Annotated in this window: 21 protein-coding genes; 17 read left to right on the forward strand and 4 right to left on the reverse strand. The window is 63.4% G+C overall.

Translation table 11 applies throughout. The features are described 5' to 3' along the window. Positions 1 to 7: 7 nt before the first annotated feature. The 3 genes from msrB to ACSQ22_RS00695 all read right to left on the reverse strand — a co-directional run bounded on the left by msrB (position 8) and on the right by ACSQ22_RS00695 (position 3,014). The gene (gene msrB, locus ACSQ22_RS00685) at positions 8 to 421 is read right to left on the reverse strand and encodes a peptide-methionine (R)-S-oxide reductase MsrB (RefSeq protein ID WP_055394045.1); all 414 of its coding nucleotides are present in this window, start codon (positions 419 to 421) and stop codon (positions 8 to 10) included. Next, complete coding sequence (locus ACSQ22_RS00690) at positions 418 to 1,902, reverse strand: protein adenylyltransferase SelO (protein WP_436129104.1); 1,485 nt, start codon at positions 1,900 to 1,902, stop codon at positions 418 to 420. Before ACSQ22_RS00690 ends, msrB begins: the two co-directional genes overlap by 4 nt. 62 nt (positions 1,903 to 1,964) lie before the next feature. Continuing rightward, positions 1,965 to 3,014 (reverse strand): AraC family transcriptional regulator, encoded by a 1,050-nt coding sequence (locus ACSQ22_RS00695; protein WP_436129105.1) that lies wholly within the window; start codon positions 3,012 to 3,014, stop codon positions 1,965 to 1,967. A gap of 194 nt (positions 3,015 to 3,208) precedes the next feature. On the opposite strand from ACSQ22_RS00695, the gene ACSQ22_RS00700 reads away from it, so the two are divergent. Further along, positions 3,209 to 4,915 (forward strand): carboxylesterase/lipase family protein, encoded by a 1,707-nt coding sequence (locus tag ACSQ22_RS00700; protein WP_436129106.1) that lies wholly within the window; start codon positions 3,209 to 3,211, stop codon positions 4,913 to 4,915. Between the two features lie 40 nt (positions 4,916 to 4,955). On the opposite strand, the gene ACSQ22_RS00705 is transcribed toward ACSQ22_RS00700, so the two are convergent. Then, positions 4,956 to 5,642, reverse strand: a complete 687-nt coding sequence (locus tag ACSQ22_RS00705) for a Crp/Fnr family transcriptional regulator (protein WP_055394037.1) — start codon at positions 5,640 to 5,642, stop codon at positions 4,956 to 4,958. 216 nt (positions 5,643 to 5,858) lie between these two features. Here ACSQ22_RS00705 and ACSQ22_RS00710 point away from each other — a divergent pair, with 216 nt between their 5' ends. The 16 genes from ACSQ22_RS00710 (at position 5,859) to ACSQ22_RS00785 (ending at position 24,586) form a co-directional block, all read left to right on the forward strand. Continuing rightward, the gene (locus tag ACSQ22_RS00710; protein WP_436129107.1) at positions 5,859 to 7,502 is read left to right on the forward strand and encodes a 3-(methylthio)propionyl-CoA ligase; all 1,644 of its coding nucleotides are present in this window, start codon (positions 5,859 to 5,861) and stop codon (positions 7,500 to 7,502) included. A gap of 266 nt (positions 7,503 to 7,768) precedes the next feature. Then, positions 7,769 to 9,001, forward strand: a complete 1,233-nt coding sequence (locus ACSQ22_RS00715; RefSeq protein WP_055394034.1) for a branched-chain amino acid ABC transporter substrate-binding protein — start codon at positions 7,769 to 7,771, stop codon at positions 8,999 to 9,001. Positions 9,002 to 9,069: 68 nt separating this feature from the next. Continuing rightward, positions 9,070 to 10,023, forward strand: coding sequence for a branched-chain amino acid ABC transporter permease (locus tag ACSQ22_RS00720; protein ID WP_055394032.1), 954 nt, complete (start codon positions 9,070 to 9,072; stop codon positions 10,021 to 10,023). Positions 10,024 to 10,027: 4 nt separating this feature from the next. Continuing rightward, complete coding sequence (locus ACSQ22_RS00725) at positions 10,028 to 11,356, forward strand: branched-chain amino acid ABC transporter permease (RefSeq protein ID WP_121420374.1); 1,329 nt, start codon at positions 10,028 to 10,030, stop codon at positions 11,354 to 11,356. A 2-nt stretch (positions 11,357 to 11,358) separates the two neighbouring features. Next, complete coding sequence (locus ACSQ22_RS00730; protein WP_055394028.1) at positions 11,359 to 12,153, forward strand: ABC transporter ATP-binding protein; 795 nt, start codon at positions 11,359 to 11,361, stop codon at positions 12,151 to 12,153. 1 nt (position 12,154) lies between these two features. Then, the gene (locus ACSQ22_RS00735) at positions 12,155 to 12,850 is read left to right on the forward strand and encodes an ABC transporter ATP-binding protein (RefSeq protein WP_121420373.1); all 696 of its coding nucleotides are present in this window, start codon (positions 12,155 to 12,157) and stop codon (positions 12,848 to 12,850) included. Positions 12,851 to 13,040: 190 nt separating this feature from the next. Next, positions 13,041 to 15,140, forward strand: coding sequence for a 3-hydroxyacyl-CoA dehydrogenase NAD-binding domain-containing protein (locus ACSQ22_RS00740; protein ID WP_436129108.1), 2,100 nt, complete (start codon positions 13,041 to 13,043; stop codon positions 15,138 to 15,140). Between the two features lie 40 nt (positions 15,141 to 15,180). Further along, complete coding sequence (locus ACSQ22_RS00745; RefSeq protein ID WP_055394022.1) at positions 15,181 to 16,356, forward strand: acetyl-CoA C-acyltransferase; 1,176 nt, start codon at positions 15,181 to 15,183, stop codon at positions 16,354 to 16,356. A 353-nt stretch (positions 16,357 to 16,709) separates the two neighbouring features. Then, entirely contained in the window at positions 16,710 to 17,192 is a 483-nt protein-coding gene (locus tag ACSQ22_RS00750; protein WP_436129109.1) for a hypothetical protein, read from the forward strand. A 55-nt stretch (positions 17,193 to 17,247) separates the two neighbouring features. Then, complete coding sequence (locus tag ACSQ22_RS00755; RefSeq protein WP_121506150.1) at positions 17,248 to 19,101, forward strand: acyl-CoA dehydrogenase; 1,854 nt, start codon at positions 17,248 to 17,250, stop codon at positions 19,099 to 19,101. Next, positions 19,101 to 19,310: a hypothetical protein gene (locus ACSQ22_RS00760; RefSeq protein WP_431149492.1), complete on the forward strand. Its 210-nt coding sequence runs from the start codon at positions 19,101 to 19,103 to the stop codon at positions 19,308 to 19,310. Before ACSQ22_RS00755 ends, ACSQ22_RS00760 begins: the two co-directional genes overlap by 1 nt. Before the next feature lie 387 nt (positions 19,311 to 19,697). Next, positions 19,698 to 20,489: an SDR family oxidoreductase gene (locus ACSQ22_RS00765; protein ID WP_055394014.1), complete on the forward strand. Its 792-nt coding sequence runs from the start codon at positions 19,698 to 19,700 to the stop codon at positions 20,487 to 20,489. 146 nt (positions 20,490 to 20,635) lie between these two features. Continuing rightward, positions 20,636 to 21,067, forward strand: coding sequence for a PaaI family thioesterase (locus ACSQ22_RS00770; protein WP_055394013.1), 432 nt, complete (start codon positions 20,636 to 20,638; stop codon positions 21,065 to 21,067). 95 nt (positions 21,068 to 21,162) lie between these two features. Beyond that, on the forward strand, positions 21,163 to 22,179 hold the full coding sequence (locus ACSQ22_RS00775; RefSeq protein WP_436129110.1) for an NADP-dependent oxidoreductase: 1,017 nt from the start codon (positions 21,163 to 21,165) through the stop codon (positions 22,177 to 22,179). A gap of 268 nt (positions 22,180 to 22,447) precedes the next feature. Further along, a complete protein-coding gene (locus ACSQ22_RS00780; RefSeq protein WP_218299891.1) occupies positions 22,448 to 22,906 on the forward strand; it encodes a GNAT family N-acetyltransferase in 459 nt (152 codons plus the stop codon). Positions 22,907 to 22,915: 9 nt separating this feature from the next. After that, positions 22,916 to 24,586 carry an isovaleryl-CoA dehydrogenase gene (locus tag ACSQ22_RS00785; protein WP_436129111.1) on the forward strand — a complete coding sequence of 557 codons (1,671 nt, stop codon included), beginning with the start codon at positions 22,916 to 22,918 and terminating at the stop codon, positions 24,584 to 24,586. Position 24,587: the final 1 nt, after the last annotated feature.

Here is a 24,587-nt window from a genome sequence, read left to right on the forward strand (position 1 = left end):
TCGGGGCTCAGTCCTTGCCGGATTCGAAATCCAGCGAGGCCGAGTTCATGCAGTAGCGCAGGCCGGTGGGGGTGGGGCCGTCTTCAAAGACATGGCCCAGGTGGGCCCCGCATTGTGCACACACGGTCTCCGTGCGGACCATGCCATGGCTGCGGTCCACGATCTCGGTGATGGCGCCGGGGATGGCTTGCGAGAAGCTGGGCCAGCCGCAGCCGGCGTCGAACTTGGTGACGGAATCGAAGAGTTTCGCACCGCAGCAGATGCAGTGGTAGCTGCCATCGGCCCAATGGGCTTCGTATTTGCCGGTGAATGGCCGCTCGGTGGCGGCGTGGCGCGTCACCTGCAACGCGACGGGCTCGGCGCCCTTGTCCTTGAGGATGGCTTGCCATTCGGCATCGGATTTCTGAACGGGGTAGGTCATGATGAACAGCTGATCTCGATGGAAGAGGCCCAGTCGGGCGGGAAGGCTGCGTAGGCGTCGTGCCCGGGGTGCTCGTCAAAGGGGTGCTCCAGCAGCCGCTGCAGGGTTTGGAGTTCGCTGAAGTCGCCAAGTTTCGCGGCGCGGATGGCCTGCTCGCCCAGGTGGTTGCGCAAAACGAACTTGGGATTGTTTTTTAGCATCAAATTGGCCGCTAGCGCTTGATTATCAAGCGCTAATAGCTCTGAATATGATAGCAACCAGCGGTCAAAGGTGGTTCGGTCGGCGAACAGGTCGCGCACCGGCTCAAAATCGTTCTGCTGCACCGCGTGCGACAGGCGGCGCCAGAAGATGGTGTAGTCCACGGCGTTCTGGGCTAGCAGCACCAAGATGCCGTCGATCAGTTCTGGATCTTGCTCGCGTGCCTGCGCCAGCCCCAGTTTGCTGCGCATGCGGGCCATGAACGCTTCCGGGAAGACGGTTTTGTAGGACTCCAGGGCACCTTTTGCCAGCTCCGGGTCGCCGATCAGCGGCAACAAGGCCTGCGCCAGGCAGAACAGGTTCCAGTACGCCACATTGGGCTGGCGGTTGTAGGCATAGCGGCCCTGGTTGTCGCTGTGGTTGCACACATGGCCGGGCACAAAGGCGTCCAGAAACTGGAAAGGACCGTAGTCAATGGTCAGCCCCAGGATGCTCATGTTGTCGGTGTTCATCACCCCATGGCAAAAGCCGACAGCCTGCCACTGGGCCATCAGGTGTGCGGTGCGTTCGCTCACGGCCTGCAGCAGGGCGGCATACGCGTTGCCGCCGAAGTCGCGGGTGTCCCGGCATTCGGGGTAGTAGCGGTCGATAACGTAGTCGGCCAAGGTCTTGAGCTGTGCTTGCAGGTCGTTGGCCGCGAAGTGCTGGAAATGGCCAAAACGCACAAAGCTGGGGGCCACCCGCGTCACTACGGAGGCCGTCTCAACCTCTTCGCGGCGCACGGGTGCGGGCGAACCGGTGATGCACAGTGCGCGCGATGTCGGAATGCCCAGGCCATGCATGGCCTCGCTGCACAGGAATTCGCGGATGCTGGAGCGCAGCACAGCGCGCCCGTCGCCCATGCGGGAGTAGGGGGTGCGGCCAGCGCCCTTGAGCTGGATTTCGAGGCCCGCCGCAGTTTCTCCCAGCAAGATGGCGCGGCCATCACCCAGTTGGCCGGCCCACACGCCGAACTGGTGGCCGCTGTAGACGCTGGCCAGGGGCCGAGAGCCTGCAAGCTGCGTATTGCCGGTGAAGGCTTGCAGGGCTTCGTCCCGCTGCAGCCAGTCAGCGTTCAGGCCGATCAGCTGTGCAACGGCAGTGCTGGTGCCCACCCAGTGGGGGGTGGGCAGCGGAGTGGGGCGTAGTTCGGTGAAAAAGTCCGGTCCCAGGGCGGCAAATCCGTGCTTCCAGGCCAGGCCGATATCGGCGGTGGGGGTCGCGCTTTCGGCGGGCAGGTTCATGGGTGGATTGTCTCGCACCCCGGATGCCCCGGCGCTTGCAGGGCCTTGGACCACGGCCCGGCCTATGCGGCCTGGGTTGTGCCTTGGCCTTCGGCCTCGGGGTGCAACACCTGTGCGCGGTACTGGCCCGGCGGCAGGCCAAACCAGCGCTTGCAGGCCCGAAACAGGTTGCTCTGGTCGGCAAAGCCCAGCAGGTCGGCCACCTCGGCCAGGCTGCGGCGCTCGTCGCTGAGGTACTGGCGTGCCAGTTCACAGCGGGTGTCGTCCAGCAACTGCTGGTAACTGACGGATTCGGCCTGCAGGCGCCGCTGCAGCGTGCGGTCCGTCAGGTGCAGGCGCGCGGCCACGTCCTCGCGGCGGGGTTCGCCCCGGTGCAGGATGCGGGCTACCTCGGTGCGCACACGGGTGCTGATCAGAGACTGGCCCAGGTGGTCCAGCTCGGTCTCTACCAGCCGCTCGTGCAGGGCCCACAGGCTGGGGTTGTGGGTGGGGATATCGGCGAGCAGGTCGGCCTCGGCCAGCAAAAACCGGTTGGCTGCCTGCCCGAAGCGGGGCAGCATGCCAAACGCCACATGGTAGGGCGCCTCACCGGTAGCGGCGGGTTGTGGTGTGGTCAGCTCCACAGCCAGAGGGCGAAGCTCCCGGCGTGTGAGCCAGCAGCACAGCGTGAACAGTGTGAGCAGGGCGTATTCGACACGCTGGCGCGGAATGGGGCGGGTGGCGCCGATGTGCGCGATGGAGATCCAGTAGCCGCGTGCATCGTGATCCAGCGCGAAGGTGGTGCAGTCCGAGATCACCGCCATATGGCGCGTGAGGTGCTGAAAACCCACCAGCAGGTTGGGGCCGGACGCCAGCGCGTAGCCCACCACATCCACATTGCCGTAGCGCGCCGTGAGCTGCGGGCAAAGCCCCAGCGCCACCTTGCCCGAACGTGCCACCGCCAGCTCCCACAGGCGGCTGATCTTGTCCACGTCCACACGGGTTTGTGGCAGTTGCAGCGCCGCCAGATCGATGCCCGCTTCGGCGCATAACTCGGCAGCAGGCAAGCCTTCGCTGGCCATCATGTCGGTGATGCCGCGCACCCAGGCGGCGGAGCTTGTGCGGGAGGTCATGGGGTGGCGAATGGAAGAAATGGCGGATCAGGGTTTACGCGCGGTGGTGGCCTGAAGTCAGTGTTTTGGCAAGGTTGCGATAGTAGCCAAACGCCACCCGGTTCCCACAATCGCCTCCGAGGTTGTGTCCTGCCCGTAGTGTGACTGCAGACAGAGGCCCGACCCATTCCTGAAAACCCCCAAGGAGACAAGACATGGTCGATTCGCGCTGGCGTTTGCAATGGTTGGGAGCGGTGTTTTCGGCCGCAGCAATGGTGGGCTGCGGTGGTGGTTCCGGCTCTGCGCCCGAGGTGCGCGAGACGGTGTACGGCACCTTGCGCGGTGTGGACGACAGTGCGGTGACCGGCACCTACGCGTGGAAAGGTGTTCCTTTTGCCAGGCCACCCGTGGGCGAGCTGCGCTGGCAACCGCCCGCAGCCCCAGCCGCCTGGTCCGGAGAGCGTGACGCCACACGTTTTGGCAGTGCCTGCCTGCAAATGGGCCGCATCTACGGCCCCGGTGCCAACAACCGGTTTGACAATACGATTGGCGAGACCCTGGGCACGCCGGTAGGCAGCGAGGACTGCCTGACCCTCAATATCTGGCGCCCAGCCACCTCGCAAGACAAGCTGCCTGTGCTGCTGTTCCTCCATGGCGGCAGTGCCATCTCGGGCTACACGGCCGATCCCGTCTACGACGGCGCTGCGCTGGCACGGTCTGCCAACGCCGTGGTGGTCACGGCCAACTACCGGCTCGACGTTCTGGGCTACTTCCAGATGCCGCCACTGCACACCGGCACGCAGCCCTACACCGGCAACTACGCGCTGCTCGACAACGTGCAGGCACTTCGCTTCATCCAGAACAGTATTGCCAGCTTTGGCGGCAATGCGGGCAATGTCACGCTGATGGGGCAGTCCGCGGGCGCCATCAACGCGCTGGCGCTGCTGGTCGCGCCCCAGGCCGCTGGGTTGTTCCACAAGCTCGTACCGGTCAGTGGCGGAATTTCGCTGGCGACGAACCTGCCGCCCGGTTCGATTCCCACGCTCAACCCGGCCTCCCGGTACACCGCGCAGGCGGGCATGCTGCTGGCGCATCTGGCGCTGGCTGATGGCCTGGCGCCTGCGCTTGCTGATGCACAGGCGCTCGTTGCGGGATGGCCCCCTGCGCAGGTAGCCAGCTACCTGCGTGGCAAGGACGCGCGGGTAGTGCTGCAGACGGTGCTCAAGAACGGTCTCACGGGCTCGGGCCCCATCCCTGATGGCGTGGTGGTGCCCGCAGATCCGATCGCCGAAATGGGCGCTGGCCGCTATCACAAGGTGCCCGTGCTGTCTGGCTACACGGGCGAGGAGGGCAAGCTGTTTGCGCCTTTCCTGGCGCTGCTGGGCGGCAAGCCGGGCATGAAGATCTCCGACGCCGAGCGCTTTGTGATGATGCAGAACTTCAACCCCGATGCTCCCACCACGCTCACGGCTGGCGACATCCTGGATGCCTCTTACCTGCCGGTCACGGCGCCCGGCACGGGCTACAACGCGCGCACCCGCCTGCTGGGCAGCGTGTTCATCGATCCGAGCCGCGACAACCTGCTCAATACCCTGCGCAGTCAGCAATCCACGGTATGGAGCTACCAGTTCAACTGGGCCCAGCAGCCCGCGCCCTGGAACGATGTGTACGGCGCGGCGCATGCGTTTGACCTGCCGTTCCTGTTCGGCAACTTTGGACCTTCGGTCTTTGCCAAGGCCACCAACAGCACGGCCAATCAGCCAGGCAGACTGGCGCTGTCGCGCGCGATGATGGACACCATGCGTGCCTTTGTGCACACGGGCAACCCGAACAACGCAACGGTCAACCAAAACTGGACGCCATGGCCCAGTCGGCTCGTGTTCGACGCCGACCAGAAGGCCATGCGCCTGAGCGTGCAGTGAGAGGGATGAGGGTGAACGTGTTTGTGCACTCTGCAGTGCGTCAGCGTGCCGCAGTGGCGGCGAGGTACGCGTTCAGCGCCTCGTCGTCCACGATAGCCACACGGCCGAAGTCCAGCGACACGATGCCCCGGCCTTCCAGCACACGCAGTACCTTGTTCACCGTCTGGCGTGACAGGCCCACCAGTTGGCCGAGCTCTTCCTGCGTGAGGTTCAGCCGCCGTGTGCTGCGCCAGAACAGGCGGCTCAGGTACAGCGCCACGCGGTGTTCGGGGGATTGCGTGCGCCCGGCCTCGATGATCGTCATGGCCTGGCCTAGGCGCATGTTCAGGTGCTGCACCAGAAACTGGTTGAAGCCCAGGCTGGTCTCGCGCAGCGTGGCAAACAGTGGCAGCGGCAGGCACAGGAGCGTGGTGGGCCGCAGCGCCACCACGTGGTACCGGCGGGGCTCGGGTTTCATGGCTGAGCCTTCGCCAAACCACTCGCCATCGGGTACTCCGATGAACGCCGAGGCGCGGCCCTGGCTGGCGGGGCTTTGCAGCATCACCAAGCCTGACAACACTGCATGCCAGCCTTGCACTGCGCTGCCGGCCGGCATCATGACTGTGCCCTTGTCGGCGTGCTGCACGGACACCTCGTCGCGCAGCCTCTCCTGCAGGGCCACGGGGACACCTGCAAACCAGGGCTGGGCTTCGATGAATCGCTGTGCGGACGGCGCGGAGCTGAGCATGGGCGTGATTGTCGTTGTTCGGGGGCCGTACGTTCAGGGTATTCCCTTGCCCTTTGTCAACGGGACGACAGGTGTTGGCAGGCACGCTGGACACGCGCACACTGAACCCCTGTTGGGGGTGTCGGTCTGGCGGGGCCGCTTGCCTGGGCGACACCGCCATGAGAACCCCCGCGCTACGATGATCGTTCCCTTCACTACAACATCCAAGGAGCACACATGCTGGGCCTGATGCAGAGCCAACCGTTGCTGATTTCGTCGCTGATCGAGTTCGCCGAGCGCCACCATGGCGACGCCGAAATCGTGTCCCGCCGGGTCGAGGGCGACATCCATCGCTACACCTACCGCGACCTGGCTGTCCGCGCACGCCGCCTGGCCAATGCGCTGGATGAAATGAAGCTGCAGTTCAGCGACCGCGTAGCCACGCTGGCCTGGAACGGCTACCGCCACATGGAGATGTACTTTGGTGTGAGCGGCTCGGGCCGTGTGCTGCACACCGTGAACCCGCGCCTGCACCCCGACCAGATTGCGTGGATCATGAACCATGCCGAAGACCAGGTGCTGTGTTTTGATGTGACCTTTCTGCCCCTTGTGCAGGCCGTGCATGCCAGGTGCCCCACGGTGAAGAAGTGGGTGGCGCTGTGTGATGCCGACAAGCTGCCTGCGGATTCAGGCATCCCTGGCCTCACCAGTTACGAAGCCTGGATCGGTGCGCAGTCGCCCGACTACGCCTGGCCCGAGTTTGACGAGAACTCCGCGTCGAGCATGTGCTACACGAGCGGCACCACGGGCAACCCCAAGGCCGCGCTGTACAGCCATCGTTCGACCACGCTGCATGCCTATGCGGCAGCGCTGCCTGATGTGATGTGCCTTTCCGCACGCGACTCCGTGCTGCCGGTGGTGCCCATGTTCCACGTCAATGCCTGGGGCATTCCTTACTCGGCGGCACTCACGGGTTGCAAGCTGGTGTTCCCTGGTCCCGCCATGGATGGCAAGTCGATTTACGAACTGATCGAAGGCGAGAAGGTCACCTACGCAGCTGGCGTGCCCACCGTGTGGCAGATGATGCTGGGCCACATGAAGCCCGCGGGTCTGAAGTTCTCCACGCTGCGCCGCACTGTCATCGGTGGCTCAGCCTGCCCGCCCGCCATGATCCATGCCTTCAAGGAAGACTACGGCGTGGAGGTGCTGCACGCCTGGGGCATGACCGAGATGAGCCCGCTGGGCACGCTGTGCACCTTGAAGAACAAGCACCTGGCCATGTCCAAGGATGACCAGATGAAGATCCTGCAAAAGCAGGGCCGCGCGATCTACGGTGTAGACATGAAGATCGTGGGGGGCGACGGCAGCGAGTTGCCTTGGGATGGCAAGACCTACGGGGATTTGCTGGTCAAGGGGCCGTGGATCGTCGGCAGCTATTTCAAGGGCGAGGGCGGCAATCCACTCGTCAAAGACGCGCAGGGCCGGGGCTGGTTCCCCACGGGCGATGTGGCCACCATCGACGCCGACGGTTTCATGCAGATTACCGACCGCAGCAAGGATGTGATCAAGTCCGGTGGCGAGTGGATCAGTTCCATCGACATCGAGAACATTGCGATGGCCCACCCCGCAATTGCCATGGCGGCCTGTGTGGGTATGCCGCACCCCAAGTGGGACGAGCGCCCCATCGTGGCCGTGGTCAAGCGGCCGGGCACCGAGGTCACACGCGATGAGCTGCTGGCGTTTTACGAAGGCAAAACCGCCAAGTGGCAGATCCCGGATGACGTGGTGTTTGTTGATGCCATTCCACTGGGTGCCACCGGCAAGATGCTCAAGACAAAACTGCGCGAGCAGCTCAAGGATTACAAGCTCCCAGGCTTATGAAAGCTGCGTCCTTGGCCCCGCCAGCCCTCTTGATCGCCCTCGCGGCTTTCGAAACTGGCGCGGCCCAGGCCAGTGCACCCGTGGAGCTGGCTTTGCCAGGCCACCGGGTGCGTCTCCCTCCCGAAGGAGAGGGGGAAGGCGCGCAGCGCCTCAGGGGGTGATACCGAGTTCAGTCACGTGTGCGACGCTGGTAGGGGCAATCCCTGAGCATCGCTTTGTTGCAACGCGGTACGCTGCGTTGTGTCGATTTACAAGGAGACAAAAGCATGAAGTTCGCTATTAAGGCTGTAGCAGCCTCGGTAATCTTGGCAAGCGCTGGCGGGGCCTTCGCTCAAAAGGGCGAGACGGTGAAAATCGCCTGGCTCGACCCCCTGTCTGGCCTGATGGCGGCAGTGGGAACGAACCAGCTCAAGAGCTTCCAGTTCATCGCTGAAGAGTTCAACAAGAAGAACCCTGCAGGCGTCAAATTCGAAATCATCGGCATCGACAACAAACTCAGTCCCCAGGAAACCACCAGCGCCCTGCGCTCGGCCATGGACCAGGGTGCGCGCTACGTGGTGCAGGGCAACGGCTCCGGCCCTGCACTGGCGATCATGGATGCGCTGGAAAAGCACAACGCGCGCAACCCTGGCAAGGAAGTCCTGTTCCTGAACTACGCTGCCGTGGACCCAGACCTCACCAACAGCAAGTGCAGCTACTGGCACTTCCGCTTGGACGCTGACACCTCCATGAAGATGGAAGCCCTGACCACGTACATGAAGGACATGCCCGAGGTCAAGAAGGTCTACCTGATCAACCAGAACTACTCGCACGGCCACCAGGTCTCCAAGTTCGCCAAGGAAATGATGCAGCGCAAGCGCCCTGACGTGCAGTTCGTCGGCGACGATCTGCACCCGCTGGCTCAGGTGCGTGATTTCTCTCCCTACATTGCCAAGATCAAGCAGTCGGGCGCCGACAGCGTGATCACCGGCAACTGGGGTTCTGATCTGGCGCTGCTTATCAAAGCCGCTAACGACGCGGGCCTGAACAACGTCAACTTCTACACCTACTACGGCTCCGTCACTGGCAGCCCCACCGCTATGGGCTCGGCCGCAGCAGGGCGCGTTTACATGGTGGCCTATGCCCACATGAACCTGCCCGGGCCGCTGAACCAGATCGTGGTGGACTACAAGAAGAAGTTCAACGACGACATGTACACGGGCGCGGTTTACCACGCGTTCACGATGCTGTCCGAAGGTTTTACCAAGGCCAAGTCGACCGATCCGGTCAAGGTGGCTGCTGCGTTCGAGGGCATGAAGTTCAAGAGCTTCAATGGCGAAGTCGAGATGCGCAAGACCGATCACCAACTGCAGCAGGGCCTGTTCATCTCCAAGTGGGAGAAGGCTGGCGGCAAGTTCCCGATCGACTCTGAAAACACGGGTTACACCTTTGTGCCTGTGAAGTACTACGAGCCCTATGTGGCGAGCACGCCCACATCGTGCCAGATGAAGCGCCCGTAAGCCTTGCGCAATCGCTTCGAGGCCCGACCACTCGGGCCTTTTTTTTACCCCTGCAGTGAAAAATTCCAATGAATCCTGAGTTTTTCGTGATCTCTTTGCTGAACGGCGTGAGCTACGGGCTCCTGCTGTTCATGCTGAGTTCCGGCCTCACGCTGATCTTCAGCATGATGGGCGTGCTCAACTTTGCACACACCAGCTTCTACATGCTGGGTGCCTACTTCGCGTTCACCATCTCCGGGGTGGTGGGCTTCTGGCCAGCGCTGGTGCTGGCACCCCTTGTCGTGTTTGCGCTGGGGGCCGCGTTCGAGCGCTATTGCCTGCGCCGGGTGCACAAGTTCGGCCACGTGCCCGAACTGCTGGTCACGTTCGGCCTGTCCTACCTCATTCTGGAAGTGGTGCAACTGGTCTGGGGCCGTTCCACCGTGCCTTATGGCCTGCCCGAGCAATTGCAGGGTCCGCTGTTTTCGCTCTATGGCACGCAATTTCCCAAGTCGCGCTCGTTTGTGATGCTCGTGGCCCTGCTGATGCTGGTGTCGGTGTGGCTGCTGCTCACACGCACGCGCATCGGTCTCGTCATCCAGGCCGCCCTCAAGTACCCCGAGATGGTCGAGGCGTTGGGCCACAACGTGCCGCGCGTCTTCATGCTGGTGTTTGGCGGTGGTGCCGCGCTGGCCGGCCTGGCGGGGGTGATCGGTGGCAACACCTATGTCACCGAGCCTGCGATGGCGGCCTCCGTGGGTTCCATCATCTTTGTCGTGGTGGTGGTGGGTGGCATGGGCTCGCTGGCAGGTGCCTTCCTGGCATCGCTGCTCATCGGTCTGGTGCAGACCTTTGCCGTGGCGCTGGACTACTCTCTGATCCATGTCTTCAAGGCCGTGGGCGTTGCGGTGACTGACCAGACCTTCGGCTACCCCTTGCTCAAGCTCACGATTTCCCAGGTCGCGCCCATCTTGCCTTACCTGTTCCTCGTGCTGATCCTGATCTTCCGCCCCAAGGGCTTGCTGGGCACGCGGGAGGACTGATGCCATGAATTCCACTACAACCACTACTGTCGCTTCCAGCGCCACGTCGCACTACCGGTTCAAGCCCTGGAACGTCGGGCGCCTCATCATCTGGACGTTGTTCGCGGTCATGCTCATCGTGGCGCCCATGCTGTTTCGCAGCAGTCTGGCGCTGACCATGCTCTCGCAGATCGGCTACCTGATCATCATCTGCTTGTCCTACAACATCCTGCTGGGGCAGGGGGGCATGCTGAGCTTTGGCCATGCGGTCTACACGGGCCTGGGTTCGTTCATCGCCATTCATGCAATGAACATGGCGACCAAGGGCTCTGTGCACATTCCGCTGGTTTTCATCCCACTGGTGGGCGGCCTGGCAGGGGCATTTTTTGCCATCCTGCTCGGTTTTGTCACTACCAAGAAGTCGGGCACCACCTTCGCCATGATCACGCTGGGTATTGGCGAACTGGTGGCCTCCATGGCGCTGATGTTCCCCGAGTTCTTCGGCGGAGAAGGCGGCATCACCACGGACCGGGTGTATGGCAAAGCCTTCTTTGGCATCAGTTTCGGGCCTGCGATTCAGGTGTACTACCTGATTGCAGCGTACTGTTTTGTCTGCACTGCCGCCATGTTTGCATTCACCGGCACGCCGCTGGGCCGCATCCTGAACGCTGTGCGCGACAACCCCGAGCGCGTCGAGTTCATCGGCTACAACACGCAGCGTGTGCGCTACTTCGCGTTCATCATCGCGGGCTTTTTTGCGGGCATCGGAGGTGGGCTGGCCACGATCAACTTCGAGATCATCACGGGAGCTGACAGCCTGAGCGTGATTCGCTCCGGAGGCTACCTGCTGTTTACCTTCCTCGGCGGGGCAACGTTCTTCTTCGGCCCCATCATCGGCGCGGTGCTGTTGGTCCTGGCGTCGGTGTTGCTGTCCGAGCTGTCCAAGGCATGGTTGTTGTATCTGGGCCTAGTGTTCCTGTTCATGGTGATGTATGCGCCCGGAGGCATTGCCAGCCTGATCATGATGAACCTGCGGCTGGCCAAGTACGGCAAGCTGCGTCAGCTCTGGAGTTCTTACCTGGCGCTGGGCGGCACAGCGCTGGTGGGGGTGATGGGCGCAGCCTGCATGATCGAGATGACCTACCACCTGCAGCTCAACGCGGCCCTGGGGCCAGAACTGACGTTCCTGGGGGCCACGCTCAATGCCGCAGGCTTTACGAGCTGGTTTGGCGCCATTTTCGTGATGGTCACGGGCTTTGGACTTTTTGAACTCTGCCGCCGCCAGTTCCTGCGGCAGTGGAGCACGATCCAGGAAGAGATCGAACATGAAATCAAGCGTGGGGAGGCGCTGTAAACATGGCAGCTGACAACCCAACCAACACCACCTATGCCCTGGAACTGCGCGACCTGCGCAAGAGCTTTGGCAAGACGGAAATTATCCGTGGCGTGAACCTGTCCGTGGCCTCGGGCGAACGCGTGGCCATCATCGGCCCCAATGGCGCGGGCAAGTCCACGCTGTTCAACCTCATCAGTGGGCGTTTTGCGCCCACAAGCGGGGATGTGATCCTCAATGGCCAGCGCATCAACGGGCTGGCGCCGTATGAGATCAACCGCAAGGGGCTGTCGCGCAGCTTCCAGATCACGAACATCTTTCCCAAGCTCTCGGTGTTCGAGAATCTGCGCTGCGGTGTGCTCTGGAGCATGGGCTACAAGTACACCTTCCTGCGCTTCCTGTCGAATCTGCACGATGCCAATGAGCGCGCCAAGCAGCTCATGGAAATGATCAAGCTCGACAAGAAGCGCGACACGCTGGCGATGAACCTGACCTATGCCGAGCAGCGCGCCCTGGAGATCGGCATCACCATCGCGGGTGGTGCCAACGTGATCCTGCTCGACGAGCCCACGGCCGGCATGAGCAAGACCGAGACCACGCGCTTCATCCACCTCATCAAGGAAGTGACCGAAGGTCGCACGCTGCTGACGGTGGAGCATGACATGGGCGTGGTCTTTGGCCTGGCGGACAAGATTGCTGTGGTGGTCTATGGCGAGGTCATTGCCTATGACACGCCCGACAAGGTGCGCGCCAACCAGCGCGTGCAGGAGGCCTATCTGGGCTCTGTCGTTGCGGATGAGCAAGGGGCGGGACATTGACATGCTGAAAATCGAAAATCTCCACGCCTATTACGGCAAGAGCCATGTGCTGCATGGCGTGACCTTCGACGTACAACCCGGTGAAATCGTGGCCCTGCTGGGGCGTAACGGCTCGGGCCGTTCCACCACCGCCAAGGCCATCATGGGCCTGGTGGACTGGGAGGGCACGCTGAACTGGAAGGGGCAGGACCTCAACGGCAAGAAGGCTTACGAGATCGCCCACCTGGGGGTGGGCTACGTGCCCGAAAGCCGCGATGTGTTCCCCAACCTCACCGTGCACCAGAACTTGCTGCTGGGCCAGAAAGGCAAAGGCAAGGGTAGCCGCTGGTCGTTTGACGACATGTACGAGATGTTCCCGCGCCTCAAGGAGCGCCAGCACACCGAGGCGGGCGTGATGTCGGGCGGCGAGCAGCAGATGCTTACGCTGTGCCGCACGCTGATGGGCGACCCCGACCTGATCATCATCGACGAGCCCACCGAAGGCCTGGCCCCCAAGATTGTCGAGCTGGTGGGGCAGTACCTGCAGACCATCAAGGCGCGGGGTATCTCGGTGCTGCTGATCGAGCAGAAGCTGACCATCGCCATGAAGATCTCGGACCGCGCGCTGGTCATGGGGCATGGCTCGATCGTGTTCCAGGGCACGCCGGACAGCCTGCGGGCCGACAACTACATCCGCAAGGAATGGCTTGAAGTCTGACGATTTTTGAAGAACCATGGCTAAAAGAGGCGCCCGATAGCTGAAGGCGCCTCTTTTTTTGCTCTACCAAATGTTGCACTGCAAACCCCCTTGTCCCGCCCGGGACAAATTGACACGCCAAATGGGTTTGAAGTCTCTACAATAAAAACGCACGATCGTTCTTTTTCACTTTCCAAGGAACAACAGCACCATGACCGCTGAATACAAAGTCCACGGCTCCGTTGCCGTGATCACCATGGCCAACCCTCCCGTCAACGGACTTGGGTTATCGACCCGCCAGGGCATCGTCGAAGGCCTTGGCCGTGCCAATGCCGATGCAGCGGTCACGTCCATCGTGATCACCGGTGCCGGTGGTGCGTTCTCTGGCGGCGCCGACATCAAGGAGTTCGGCACCGACAAGTCACTGCAAGAACCCAACCTGCTGTCGGTGATTGCCGCCATTGAAAACTCGGCCAAGCCCGTCGTGGCTGCCATGCACAGCGTTGCCATGGGCGGCGGGCTGGAGCTGGCCCTGGGTTGCCACTACCGCATTGCAGCGCCTGGCTGCTCGATTGCACTGCCTGAAGTCAAGCTGGGCCTGATCCCTGGCGCAGGAGGTACGCAGCGCCTGCCCCGCGTGATTGGCGTCGAAGCCGCGCTCAACCTCATCGTGAGCGGCGAGCCCGTCAAGAGCGAAATGATCGGCGCCGTGCCCGGCCAGAAGCTGTTTGACAAGATGGCCGCGTCGGCCGAATCGTTGGCGGCTGAAGCACTGGCATTTGCCCAGAGCGTGGCGGATGCCCGTCCGCTGCCCCTGGTGCGCAACTTCCCCTGCAAGCACCCCGAAGGCGATGCGTACTTTCAGTTCGCGCGCAACATGGTCAAGGGCATGGCCAAGAACTTCCCAGCGCCCGCCAAATGCGTGGACGCGGTTGAAGCCGCCACCAAGAAGAAGTTTGCCGAAGGCATGCTGGTCGAGCGTGAGATCTTCATCAACCTGATGTGGACGCCCGAGTCGCGTGCATTGCGCCACCTGTTCATGGCCGAGCGCGCCGCCTCCAAGATTCCTGATGTCGCATCTGACACCCCCAAGCGCGACATCAAGCTGGTCGGCGTGATTGGCGCGGGCACCATGGGCGGCGGCATTTCCATGAACTTCCTGAACGCAGGTATCCCCGTCAAGATTCTGGAGATGAAGCAGGAAGCCCTGGACCGTGGCGTGGCCACGATCAAGAAGAACTACGAAGCCCAGGTCAAGAAGGGCAAGCTCAAGCAGGACAAGTACGAGCAGCGCATGGCCCTGCTGAGCACCACGCTCGACTACGCCGACCTCAAGGACTGCGACCTCATCATCGAAGCCGTGTTCGAAGAGATGGGCGTCAAGGAAGCCGTGTTCAAGCAACTCGACGCTGTGGCCAAGCCCGGCGCCATTCTGGCGTCCAACACCTCCACGCTCGACGTGGACAAGATCGCAGCGTTTACCAAGCGTCCGCAGGACGTGGTGGGCATGCACTTCTTCAGCCCTGCCAACGTGATGAAGCTGCTGGAAGTGGTGCGTGGCAAGGAGACCGCCAAAGACGTGCTGGCCACGGTGATGGCGATTGGCAAGAAGATCAAGAAGACCTCGGTGGTCTCGGGCGTGTGCGATGGTTTCATCGGCAACCGCATGATCGAGCAGTACAGCCGCCAGGCTGGCTTCCTGCTGGACGAAGGCTGCACGCCCCAGCAGGTGGACAAGGCCATCGAAAAGTTTGGCTTTGCCATGGGTCCGTTCCGCATGGGCGACCTGGCGGGCAACGACATTGGCTGGGCCATCCGCAAGCGCCGTTCCGTCGAACGTGCCGACATGAAGTACAGCCGCACGGCCGACAAGCTGTGTGAACTGGGCCGCTTCGGCCAGAAGACCGGCGCAGGCTGGTACGACTACCAGGCCGGCAAGCGCGACGCGATCCCGAGCGACCTGGTCAACAAGATGATCGAAGACCACCGCAAGGAACTGGGCATCACACCGCGCAAGATTTCGGACGAAGAAATCGTGCAGCGCCTGGTGTTCGCCCTGGTCAACGAAGGCGCGCACATCCTGGAAGACGGCATCGCCAGCAAGTCCGGCGACATCGATATGGTGTACCTGACCGGCTACGGTTTCCCCATCCACCGTGGCGGCCCCATGCACTACGCCAGCGAAGTGGGTCTGTTCAACGTGGTGCAGGCCATGGACCGTTTTGCCAAGAACCCGCTGGATGACGCAGCGTTCTGGAAGCCCGCTCCGCTGCTGGCCAAGCTGGCCGCCGAAGGCAAGGCCTTCCAGTAAATAGCCGCGTGCACCCATCCACAGAATCAAAGGAATTCACATGACCTCCGCAGTGATTGTTTCCACCGCCCGCACGCCGCTCGCCAAGAGCTGGAAGGGTTCTTTCAACATGACGCATGGCGCCACCCTGGGCGGCCATGCCGTGCAGCACGCCGTGTTGCGCGCCGGCATTGATGGCGCTGACGTGGACGACGTCATCATGGGTTGCGCCACACCCGAAGGTGCCACCGGCAGCAACATCGCGCGCCAGATCGCCCTGAAGGCCGGCCTGCCCATCACCGCTTCCGGTGTCACGGTCAACCGCTTCTGCTCCTCGGGACTGCAGACCATTGCCATGGCCGCCCAGCGCATCATCGCTGGCGAAGCCGATGTGTTCGTGGCCGGTGGTGTCGAAAGCATCTCCTGCGTGCAGCAGGAGATGAACCTGCACATGATCCAGGACCTGGCACTTGCCAAGCAAAAGCCCGAGATTTACTGGAGCATGCTGCAGACCGCCGAGCAGGTGGCCAAGCGCTACAACATCGGCCGCGAAGCCATGGACGAATACGGTGCCGCCAGCCAGCAGAAGGCTTGCGCAGCGCAGGCCGCTGGCTTGTTCGACGCAGAAATCGCCCCCATCACCGTGACCGCCGGTGTGGCCGACAAAACGCTGGGCCTGATCACCAAGCAGGTCACCGTGAGCAAGGATGAAGGCACACGCGAAGGCACGACGGTAGAAGCCATCAGCGGCCTGCGCTCGGCGCTGCCTGGCGGTTTGATCTCTGCCGGCAACGCCAGCCAGTTCTCCGACGGCGCCGGCGCCTGCGTGGTGACCAGCGAAGAGTACGCCAGCAAGAAGGGCCTCAAGCCCCTGGGCCGCTTCCTCGGCTTTGCGGTGGCAGGCTGCGAGCCCGACGAAATGGGCATCGGCCCCGTGTTTGCCGTGCCCAAGGTGCTGAAAAAGCTGGGCCTCACGGTGCAGGACATCGACCTGTGGGAGCTGAACGAAGCCTTCGCCGTGCAGGTGCTGTACTGCCGCGACAAGCTGGGCATTCCGGCCGACCGCCTGAACGTGAACGGCGGCGCGATTGCCGTGGGCCACCCCTACGGTGTGTCGGGCCAGCGCCTCACGGGCCACGCGCTTATTGAAGGCAAGCGCCGTGGTGCGAAGAAGGTGTGCGTGACGATGTGCATTGGTGGCGGCATGGGCGCTGCCGGCATTTTCGAAGTGCTGTAAAACTTGGCTTGGGGGCTGCGCAACAGGCGGCACCTTCACGTGTTGCCTGTGCGCTTGCCCCTTTGTGGGTGGCGCAAGCAGCGGTGGTGGGGCCCATGGGCGGACCACATGCGTTGGCTCTCAGCCCAGCAAATTTCAGATGGATGCCTGAACTACCCGTAGAAGGGGATGAGAGGAAGACACCAGGGCAGAGCAGGGTCGAGGGGGCGAAGAGGTGCAGGCTACAAATTGTTGCTTTGCCGGGGCATGATGCGCCCCTCGGCGCGGTTGGCGCGGGCAGAATCCGCGCGACCACCGGCTTGCCTGTGGCACTGAACCTGTCTCCTTTCTCCATCCCGAACCCGGTACCTCCCATGCGTTGTCTGCTTCCTTCCTTTCGCCAATGTGTCGCCCTCTCGGCCCTTGCCGTTGCATGCGGTGCCCATGCCCAGAGCCAGACCTACAAGCTCCAGCTGCCGCTGGAGTCGGACTCCGACGTGGTTTTGCAGGACATCGTGGTGGACGCCAAACAGACGCGGGTGACGCTTGTCGTCAAGAACACCACCGATGAATCGTTCGAGGCCTGTGCGCAACCCACTGGCTCGCCCGATGCGTTCACGCTCAAGGACCTGGGCACCGGCACTGTGCTGCCGCAGCTGTCGATTGGAGGCCTGTCTTTCTGCAACGTGAAGATGGATGTGGTCAAGCCCGGCCGCAACAAGCTCGTCAAGATCACGTTCCCGCCACTGCCTGCAGGTGCCACACGCCTGCAGCTCGGAGAAGCCAATTGCCAGCCCAAGCCCGATTCGGACATGGACTACTGGTGTTTCAAGAACATCGTGCTGCCTGCACGCTGAGCCCTATCAGGCCATTGGAGATCGGGCATGCACGCAGCCACAAGGAGACCTTCTGATGACCCTGCGTTCCACGCTCGACTTTCTGCTGTATGACTGGCTCGATGCCCAGTCCCTCACGGCCCGCACGCGTTTTGCAGACCACTCGCGCGAAACCTTCGATGCGGTGCTCGACACCTGCGAGCGCATCGCTCGCGAGAAGTACGCGCCCTTCAACCGCACCGTAGACATCGAGGAGCCACACTTCGACGGTGAAAAGGTCATCCTGCCCCAGGCGACCTACGAGGCGCGCAAGGCCTACGCAGAATCCGGCCTGTTGTCGGCCGCGCAGGACTACGAGGTCGGCGGCATGCAGCTGCCCTATGCCGTCGAGGCGGCCGCCAACAGCTTCTTTGCGGTGGCGTCCATCAGCATCGGCTCGAACCTGCTGACTTCGGGCAACGCCAACCTGCTCATGGTGCATGGCACCGAGGCGCAAAAGCAGGTGTTTGCACTCAATGAATTCAACGGGCGTTGGTCGGGCACCATGTGTCTGTCCGAGCCGCAGGCGGGCTCCTCGCTGTCGGATGTGGCCACGCGCGCAGTGCCTGATGGCGATGGCTTCGAGGCCGACCCATTGGGTGCAAGGTATCGCCTCACGGGCAACAAGATGTGGATCAGCTCGGGCGACCATGAGCTGACCGAAAACATCGTGCACCTGGTGCTGGCCAAGATCCCGGGGCCGGACGGCAAGCTGGTGCCGGGCACCAAGGGCATCTCGTTGTTCATCGTGCCCAAGAAGCTGGTGGACACCGAAGGCAAGCTCACCGGCGTACGCAACGACGTGGCGCTGGCGGGCCTCAACCACAAGCTGGGCTGGCGCGGTACCACCAACACGCTGCTTAATTTCGGTGAAGGCAGGTTCCCGGTTGAGGGCAAGGCCGGGGCCGTGGGCTACCTGGTGGGCCAGCCCGGCAAGGGCCTGCACTGCATGTTCCACATGATGAACGAGGCGCGCATCGGCATCGGCATGGCCGCCACCATGCTGGGGCTGGCGGGCTATTACGCCAGCCTGGACTATGCCAAGAACCGGCCCCAAGGGCGCCCGGTGCAGGGCCCCAAGGATGGCGCCGCTGCCGTGGTCAAGGACGCCGCCCAGCCCCAGGTGCGCATCATCGAACACGCCGACGTCAAGCGCATGCTGCTGGCCCAGAAGTCGTATGGCGAAGGGGCGCTCGCGCTCAACCTGTTTTGCGCCAAGCTGGTGGACGAGCAGCACACGGGCGACGCGGCAGCGGCCGACGAAGCCCGCCTGCTGCTGGAGGTGCTCACCCCCATTGCCAAGAGCTGGCCCAGCGAGTTCTGCCTGGAGGCCAACTCATTGGCCATCCAGATCCATGGCGGCTACGGTTATACGCGCGATTTCCCGGTGGAGCAGTACTGGCGCGACAACCGCCTGAACATGATCCACGAGGGCACGCACGGCATCCAGGCCATGGACCTGCTGGGCCGCAAGGTGCTGATGGAAGGCGGCCGCGGCCTGCAACTGCTGGCCGGGCGCATCAATGCCACCATCGAGCGCGCGATCCAGGTGCCCGCGCTGGCGGCCCATGCCAACGCGCTGGGCAAGGCGCTGCAGGACGTGGGCGCCGCCACCAAGGCCGCCTGGGCCACGGGCCAGCCTGCCGATGCGCTGGCCAATGCCGTGCCCTACATGCAGGCCTTTGGCCACACGGTGCTCGCCTGGGTTTGGCTGGACGTGGCCCTGGCCACGCTGGCCCGGGATGCCGATCTGGCCCAGCCCGCGAGCGTGGGACGCATGGGCGGCATGCGCTTTTTCTTCCACTACGAGCTGCCCAAGATCGGTGCCTGGCTGCAGGTGGTGAGCACGCGCGATGCCACCTGCGCGGCCTTCCCTGAAGAGGCGTTTTGATGGCGGCGCAACTGACCCTGCAACGCCTGCACAAGCTCATCTGGCTGCTGATTTACGGCGGGTTGCTCACGCTGATACTGGGCATCGCCACCGCCCGCACCGATGAGGCTCTGGGCTGGAGCCTCATCGTGGGCGGCGGGGTGCTGGCCGTGGTGGGTGTGGTGCTGATCGCGGTGCGGGCCCGGTTGCACACCGACCCCGGCCCTTAGAGCCTGCTCAAAGTCTTTTTGGAGACCGCATTGGAGTGCAATCGGGATGAGTGGATGCTTCGGATGCGCCGCATGGGCTCATGCCCATGCAGGCAGCCGGGGCGTCCAATCGCCCGATTTCACTCCAACCCTTCGGGCAAGTGCCTTGCCGGGCGGTCTACGGCGTTGCGGCGCTTGCCGATAGCACGGGCTATCGGCGGCGCACCGCGCCTTGCATCCCATCCCGGCAAGGCACTTGTGCGGCTCCAGAAAAATTTTGAACAGGCTCTTAGCTGAACACCCGACACCCCCGCGACACAAAGCGCCCGCATTGCATCGCACAATCCTCGGGCGCGTGGGGCAAACACCCAACGACAGATCCATCCAAAACCGAAGGAGACTTTCAGCATGACCCGTACCATCCAACAACTGTTTGACCTCACCGGCAAGACCGCACTGGTCACCGGCGGCTCGCGCGGCCTGGGACTGCAACTGGCCCACGCGCTGGGCGAAGCGGGTGCCAAGATCATGCTCAGCTCGCGCAAGGCGTCTGACCTGGAAGAGGCTGCCGCCGACCTGCAGGCTGCGGGTATCGACGCACGGTGGATCGCCGCTGATTGCGCCAAGGAAGACGACATCCGGCGCCTGGCCGACGAGACCCTGGAGCGCCTGGGCCATGTGGACATCCTCGTCAACAACGCAGGCGCAGCCTGGGGTGCCCCTGCCGAAGACCACCCTGTGGACGCGTGGGACAAGGTGATGAACCTCAACGTGCGCGGTTACTTCATTCTGAGCCAGCACATCGCCAAGCACAGCATGATCGCGCGCCGCAGCGGCAGCATCATCAACGTGGCGTCCATCGCAGGCTTGGGCGGCAACCCCAAGGGCATGAACACCATTGCTTACAACACCTCCAAGGGCGCGGTGATCAACTTCACACGGGCCCTGGCCGCTGAATGGGGCGCGTACAACATCCGCGTCAACGCCATCTGCCCGGGTTTCTTCCCAAGCAAAATGACGGTGGGTACGCTCAAGGCCATGGGCGAGGAAGCGCTGGCCGCCCACGCCCCCCTGGGCCGTCTCGGCGATGATGAAGATTTGAAGGGCCTGTGCGCGTTGTACGCGTCGGATGCGGGCAAGCACATCACCGGCCAATGGCTGGCGGTGGACGGGGGCGTGAGTATCGTCACCGGCGGGTGAGCATCCCCCTGAGGCGCTGCGCTCCTTCCCCCTTCTCTCGGCTTCGCCGGGAAGGAGGACGCAGCCCTCGCTGCGGGGCGGCCCTTGCTCGGCTGCCCTGGTCTGGGCCGCGCCAGTATTTGAGGTTTGTGTTCTGAGGAAATCCCTTGAAAAGTTTCGGTGTCGAAATTCCCTTTGTCCACCACCTGGGCTTCACGCTGCAGCGTATGGAAGGCGGCGAGTCTGAGCTGCATTACGAAGCTCAGCCCGAGCACTTGAACTCGTTTGCCGTGACCCACGGCGGTGCGTCGATGACGCTGCTGGACGTGACCATGGCCACGGCGGCGCGCAGCGACACGCCCGACATGGGCGTGGTCACCATTGAGATGAAGACCAGCTTCATGCAGCCCGCACGCGGGCCGCTGGTGGCCAAGGGGCGGCTCATTCACCGGACGGCCACCATGGCTTTTACCGAAGGCACGGTGTATGACGCGCAGGGCAAGGTGTGTTGCCATGCCACCGGCACGTTCAAGTACGTGCGGCGCCTGCCAGTCGATGGGCGCAATGTGAATGACCTCAAGGTCATTTCCACCGATTGAGTCAGATTTTTAAGTCAAATTGGCCTCTAGCGCTTTATCTATAAGCGCTGGCAGCTATTGAATTTATAGTGATAGACATTCTGAAGGAGCCTCTCATGCCACGCAACCAACAAATCGTTCTCGACAACCGCCCCCAAGGCGAAGCCGTGGTCAGCAACTTCAAGCTGGTGGCCACCGACACGCCCGCGCTCAAGGACGGCGAGGTGCTGGTACGCCACCACTTTCTGAGCCTGGATCCCTATATGCGCGGCCGCATGAACGAGAGCAAGAGCTACGCCGCATCGCAGGCGCTGGGCGAAGTCATGATCGGCGGCACTGTGGGCGAAGTGGCCGAAAGCAAGCACCCCAAGTACGCGGTGGGCGACAAGGTGGTGGGCATGGGTGGCTGGCAGGAGTACAGCGTGGTCAATGCCGACCAGCCCGGCGCGCTGCGCAAGGTCGATACGACCCATGTGCCGCTGTCGCACTACCTGGGCGCCGTGGGCATGCCTGGCGTGACCGCCTGGTACGGCCTGGTCAAGATCATTGCGCCCAAGGAAGGCGACACCGTGGTGGTAAGCGCCGCTACCGGCGCGGTGGGCAGCGCGTTTGCCGCATTGGCCAAGGCGCGCGGCTGCCGTGCGGTGGGTATTGCCGGTGGCGCCGACAAGTGCAAGTACGCAGTGGAAGAGCTGGGCTTTGACGCCTGCATCGACTACAAGGAACACAGCGACGTGAAGGCCATGTCCAAGGCCCTGAAGGAAGCGTGCCCCAACGGCATCGATGGCTACTTCGAAAACGTGGGCGGCTGGATCATGGACGCCGTCATGCTGCGCATGAACGCCTTCAGCCGCATTGCCCTGTGCGGGATGATCGCTGGCTACGACGGCGCGCCGCTGCCCATGGCCAACCCCGCGCTCATGCTCATCAACCGCATGAAAGTCGAAGGCTTCATTGTGAGCGAGCACATGGAAGTCTGGCCTGATGCGCTCAAGGAACTGGGCACGCTGGTCGGCACCGGCAAGCTGCGCCCACGCGAGACCATTGCGCAGGGCATCACCGCCGCGCCCGAGGCCTTCCTGGGCTTGCTCAAGGGCAAAAACTTCGGCAAACAGCTGGTGAAGCTGATCTAAGAACCTGCTCCCGGCCTTTTCATGGGGTGCGCATGACAGCAAACAGTCACGATCTAGGCGTCCACCGCAGCCCATGCTGGCGGCCTGGGCAAGGTGGGCAACGACGAGCGTGGCTCTTTGCTGCCATGCCCTCCGGGTTGCCCCGCAAAGGCAGCGTCTGCTGCGTTGCCCATCCTCGCCGCACATCAGTGCGGCTTTCGGTGGGCGCCTTGCATCCACTGCCTTTGTGGGGCAACGCACCCCATGAAAAGGCCGGGAGCAGGTTCTAATGCGTTGGACCTGGGCCCGCTTCGATGACCTGGGCGTGCACGCCCTGCACGATGCGCTGGCGCTGCGCTGCAAGGTGTTCATCCTGGAGCAGGGCCCTTACCAGGACCCGGACGGGGCGGACAAGCAGTCCTACCACCTGCTGGGCTACGACGAGGCCGGGGTGGCGCAGGCCTGCCTGCGCGTGGTGGACCCGGGCGTGAACTACCCCGAGCCCTCCATCGGCCGCGTGGTCACCGCCAAGGAAGCGCGGGGCAACGGCACGGGCAGGGCGCTGATGGCCGAGGGCATCGCTCGCTGCAGCCAGGCATGGCCGGGGCGGGGCATCCGCATCAGCGCGCAGGCCCATCTGCAGGGCTTCTACGGCAGCCTGGGTTTTGAGGCCGTGTCCGATGAGTACCTGGAAGACGATATCCCCCACATCGAAATGCTGAGACGGGGTGACAGCCCCACTGCCTGAGGAGCCGCCATGACCGCTGCCAGCCCTGCCGTCACCCATGAGGTGTTCAACCAGAGCACGCCCTGGGCCGATGTGAACCTCTTCACCGCCAACCAGCCCTTGCAGGACGCGCTGCGCCTGCATGCCCCCGGCCTGCCGCTGGCGGGCCTCGCGGCGCTGGGCGCGGAGATGGGATCGGCCGAAATGCAGACCCATGCTCGGCTCGCCAACACCTACAAACCCCAACTGCGCACCCACGACCGCTTCGGCCATCGCACCGATGTGGTGGAGTTCCACCCCAGCTACCACGCCCTCATCGGCGCCGCGCTGCGCCACGGCCTGCATGCCACGCCGTGGTCGCGCCAGGACACGGGCCACGCGCATGTGGAGCGGGCCGCAGGCTTCATGCTGTTCACAGAAGCCGAGCCCTCGGTGCTGTGCCCCGTGTCGATGAGCTACGCCGTGACCCCGGCATTGCGAGGCAATTCAGCGGTATGGGCGGACTGGAGCAAGGGTTTGGCGAGCACGCAGTACGACCCGCGCCTCGCGCTGTTCTCGCAGAAATCCGCGCTCACCATGGGCATGGGCATGACCGAGAAGCAGGGCGGATCGGACGTGCGCGCCAACACCACACAGGCTGTGCACGATGGTGAAGACGCCTGGGGCGCGCGCTACCGCATCACCGGCCACAAATGGTTCTTCTCGGCCCCCATGTGCGACGCCTTCCTGATCCTGGCGCAAGCGCCCGGCGGGCTCACCTGCTTCTTCTTGCCGCGTGTGTTGCCTGATGGTGGCGAAGGCACCGTGAACGCCATCCGCATTCAGCGCCTGAAAGACAAGCTGGGCAACCACGCCAACGCCAGCTCCGAGGTCGAATTTATCAACGCCTTGGCCTGGCGCGTGGGCGAGGAAGGCCGGGGCGTGGCGCAGATCCTGGAGATGGGCACCATGACGCGGCTCGATTGCGCTTTAGGCACCAGCGGCCTCATGCGCCAGGCGCTCAGCATCGCTCTGCACCACACGCGCCAGCGCTCGGCCTTTGGCAAGAAGCTCATCGACCAGCCACTCATGCGCAACGTGCTCGCCGATCTGGCGCTGGAAAGTGAAGCGGCTACCGCTCTCTCCATAAGGCTTGCGAGCGCCTTTGACCACAAAGACAAGAGCGAGCACGAGGCCATCATGGCCCGCCTGCTCACACCCGTGGCCAAGTTCTGGGTGTGCAAGCGCGGCAGCGTGTTTGCGCAGGAGGCCATGGAATGCCTGGGCGGCAACGGCTATGTGGAAGAGGGCGGCGAAGGCGTGATGGCCCGCATCTACCGCGAGATGCCGCTCAACTCCATCTGGGAAGGCGCGGGAAACATCATGGCGCTGGATTTGATGCGCGCCGTGCGCCGCGCCGACACCGCTGCCGCTCTGGACGCCGAACTGGCACCCGCACGCGGCGCCCATCCGGCGCTGGACCGTCTGGCCGGCGCGTTGCCCCTGCGCGTGGACGCCATGACCACCGAGGCCGAGGCCCGGCGCCTCGCGCAGGATGTGGCGCTGGCCGTGCAGGCGGCCCTGCTGCTGCGCAGTGCGCCCGGTGCCGTTTTCCGCGCGTTTTGCGACTCGCGCCTCTCCGGCGACTGGGGCTACAGCTTTGGCACGCTGGGCGCGGGTGTAAACCTTGACGCCACCCTGGCCCGTGCGCTCCCGGCCTGAT

The sequence above is a fragment of the Acidovorax sp. LjRoot38 genome (assembly GCF_964252975.1).
GTDB lineage: Bacteria > Pseudomonadota > Gammaproteobacteria > Burkholderiales > Burkholderiaceae_C > Acidovorax > Acidovorax facilis.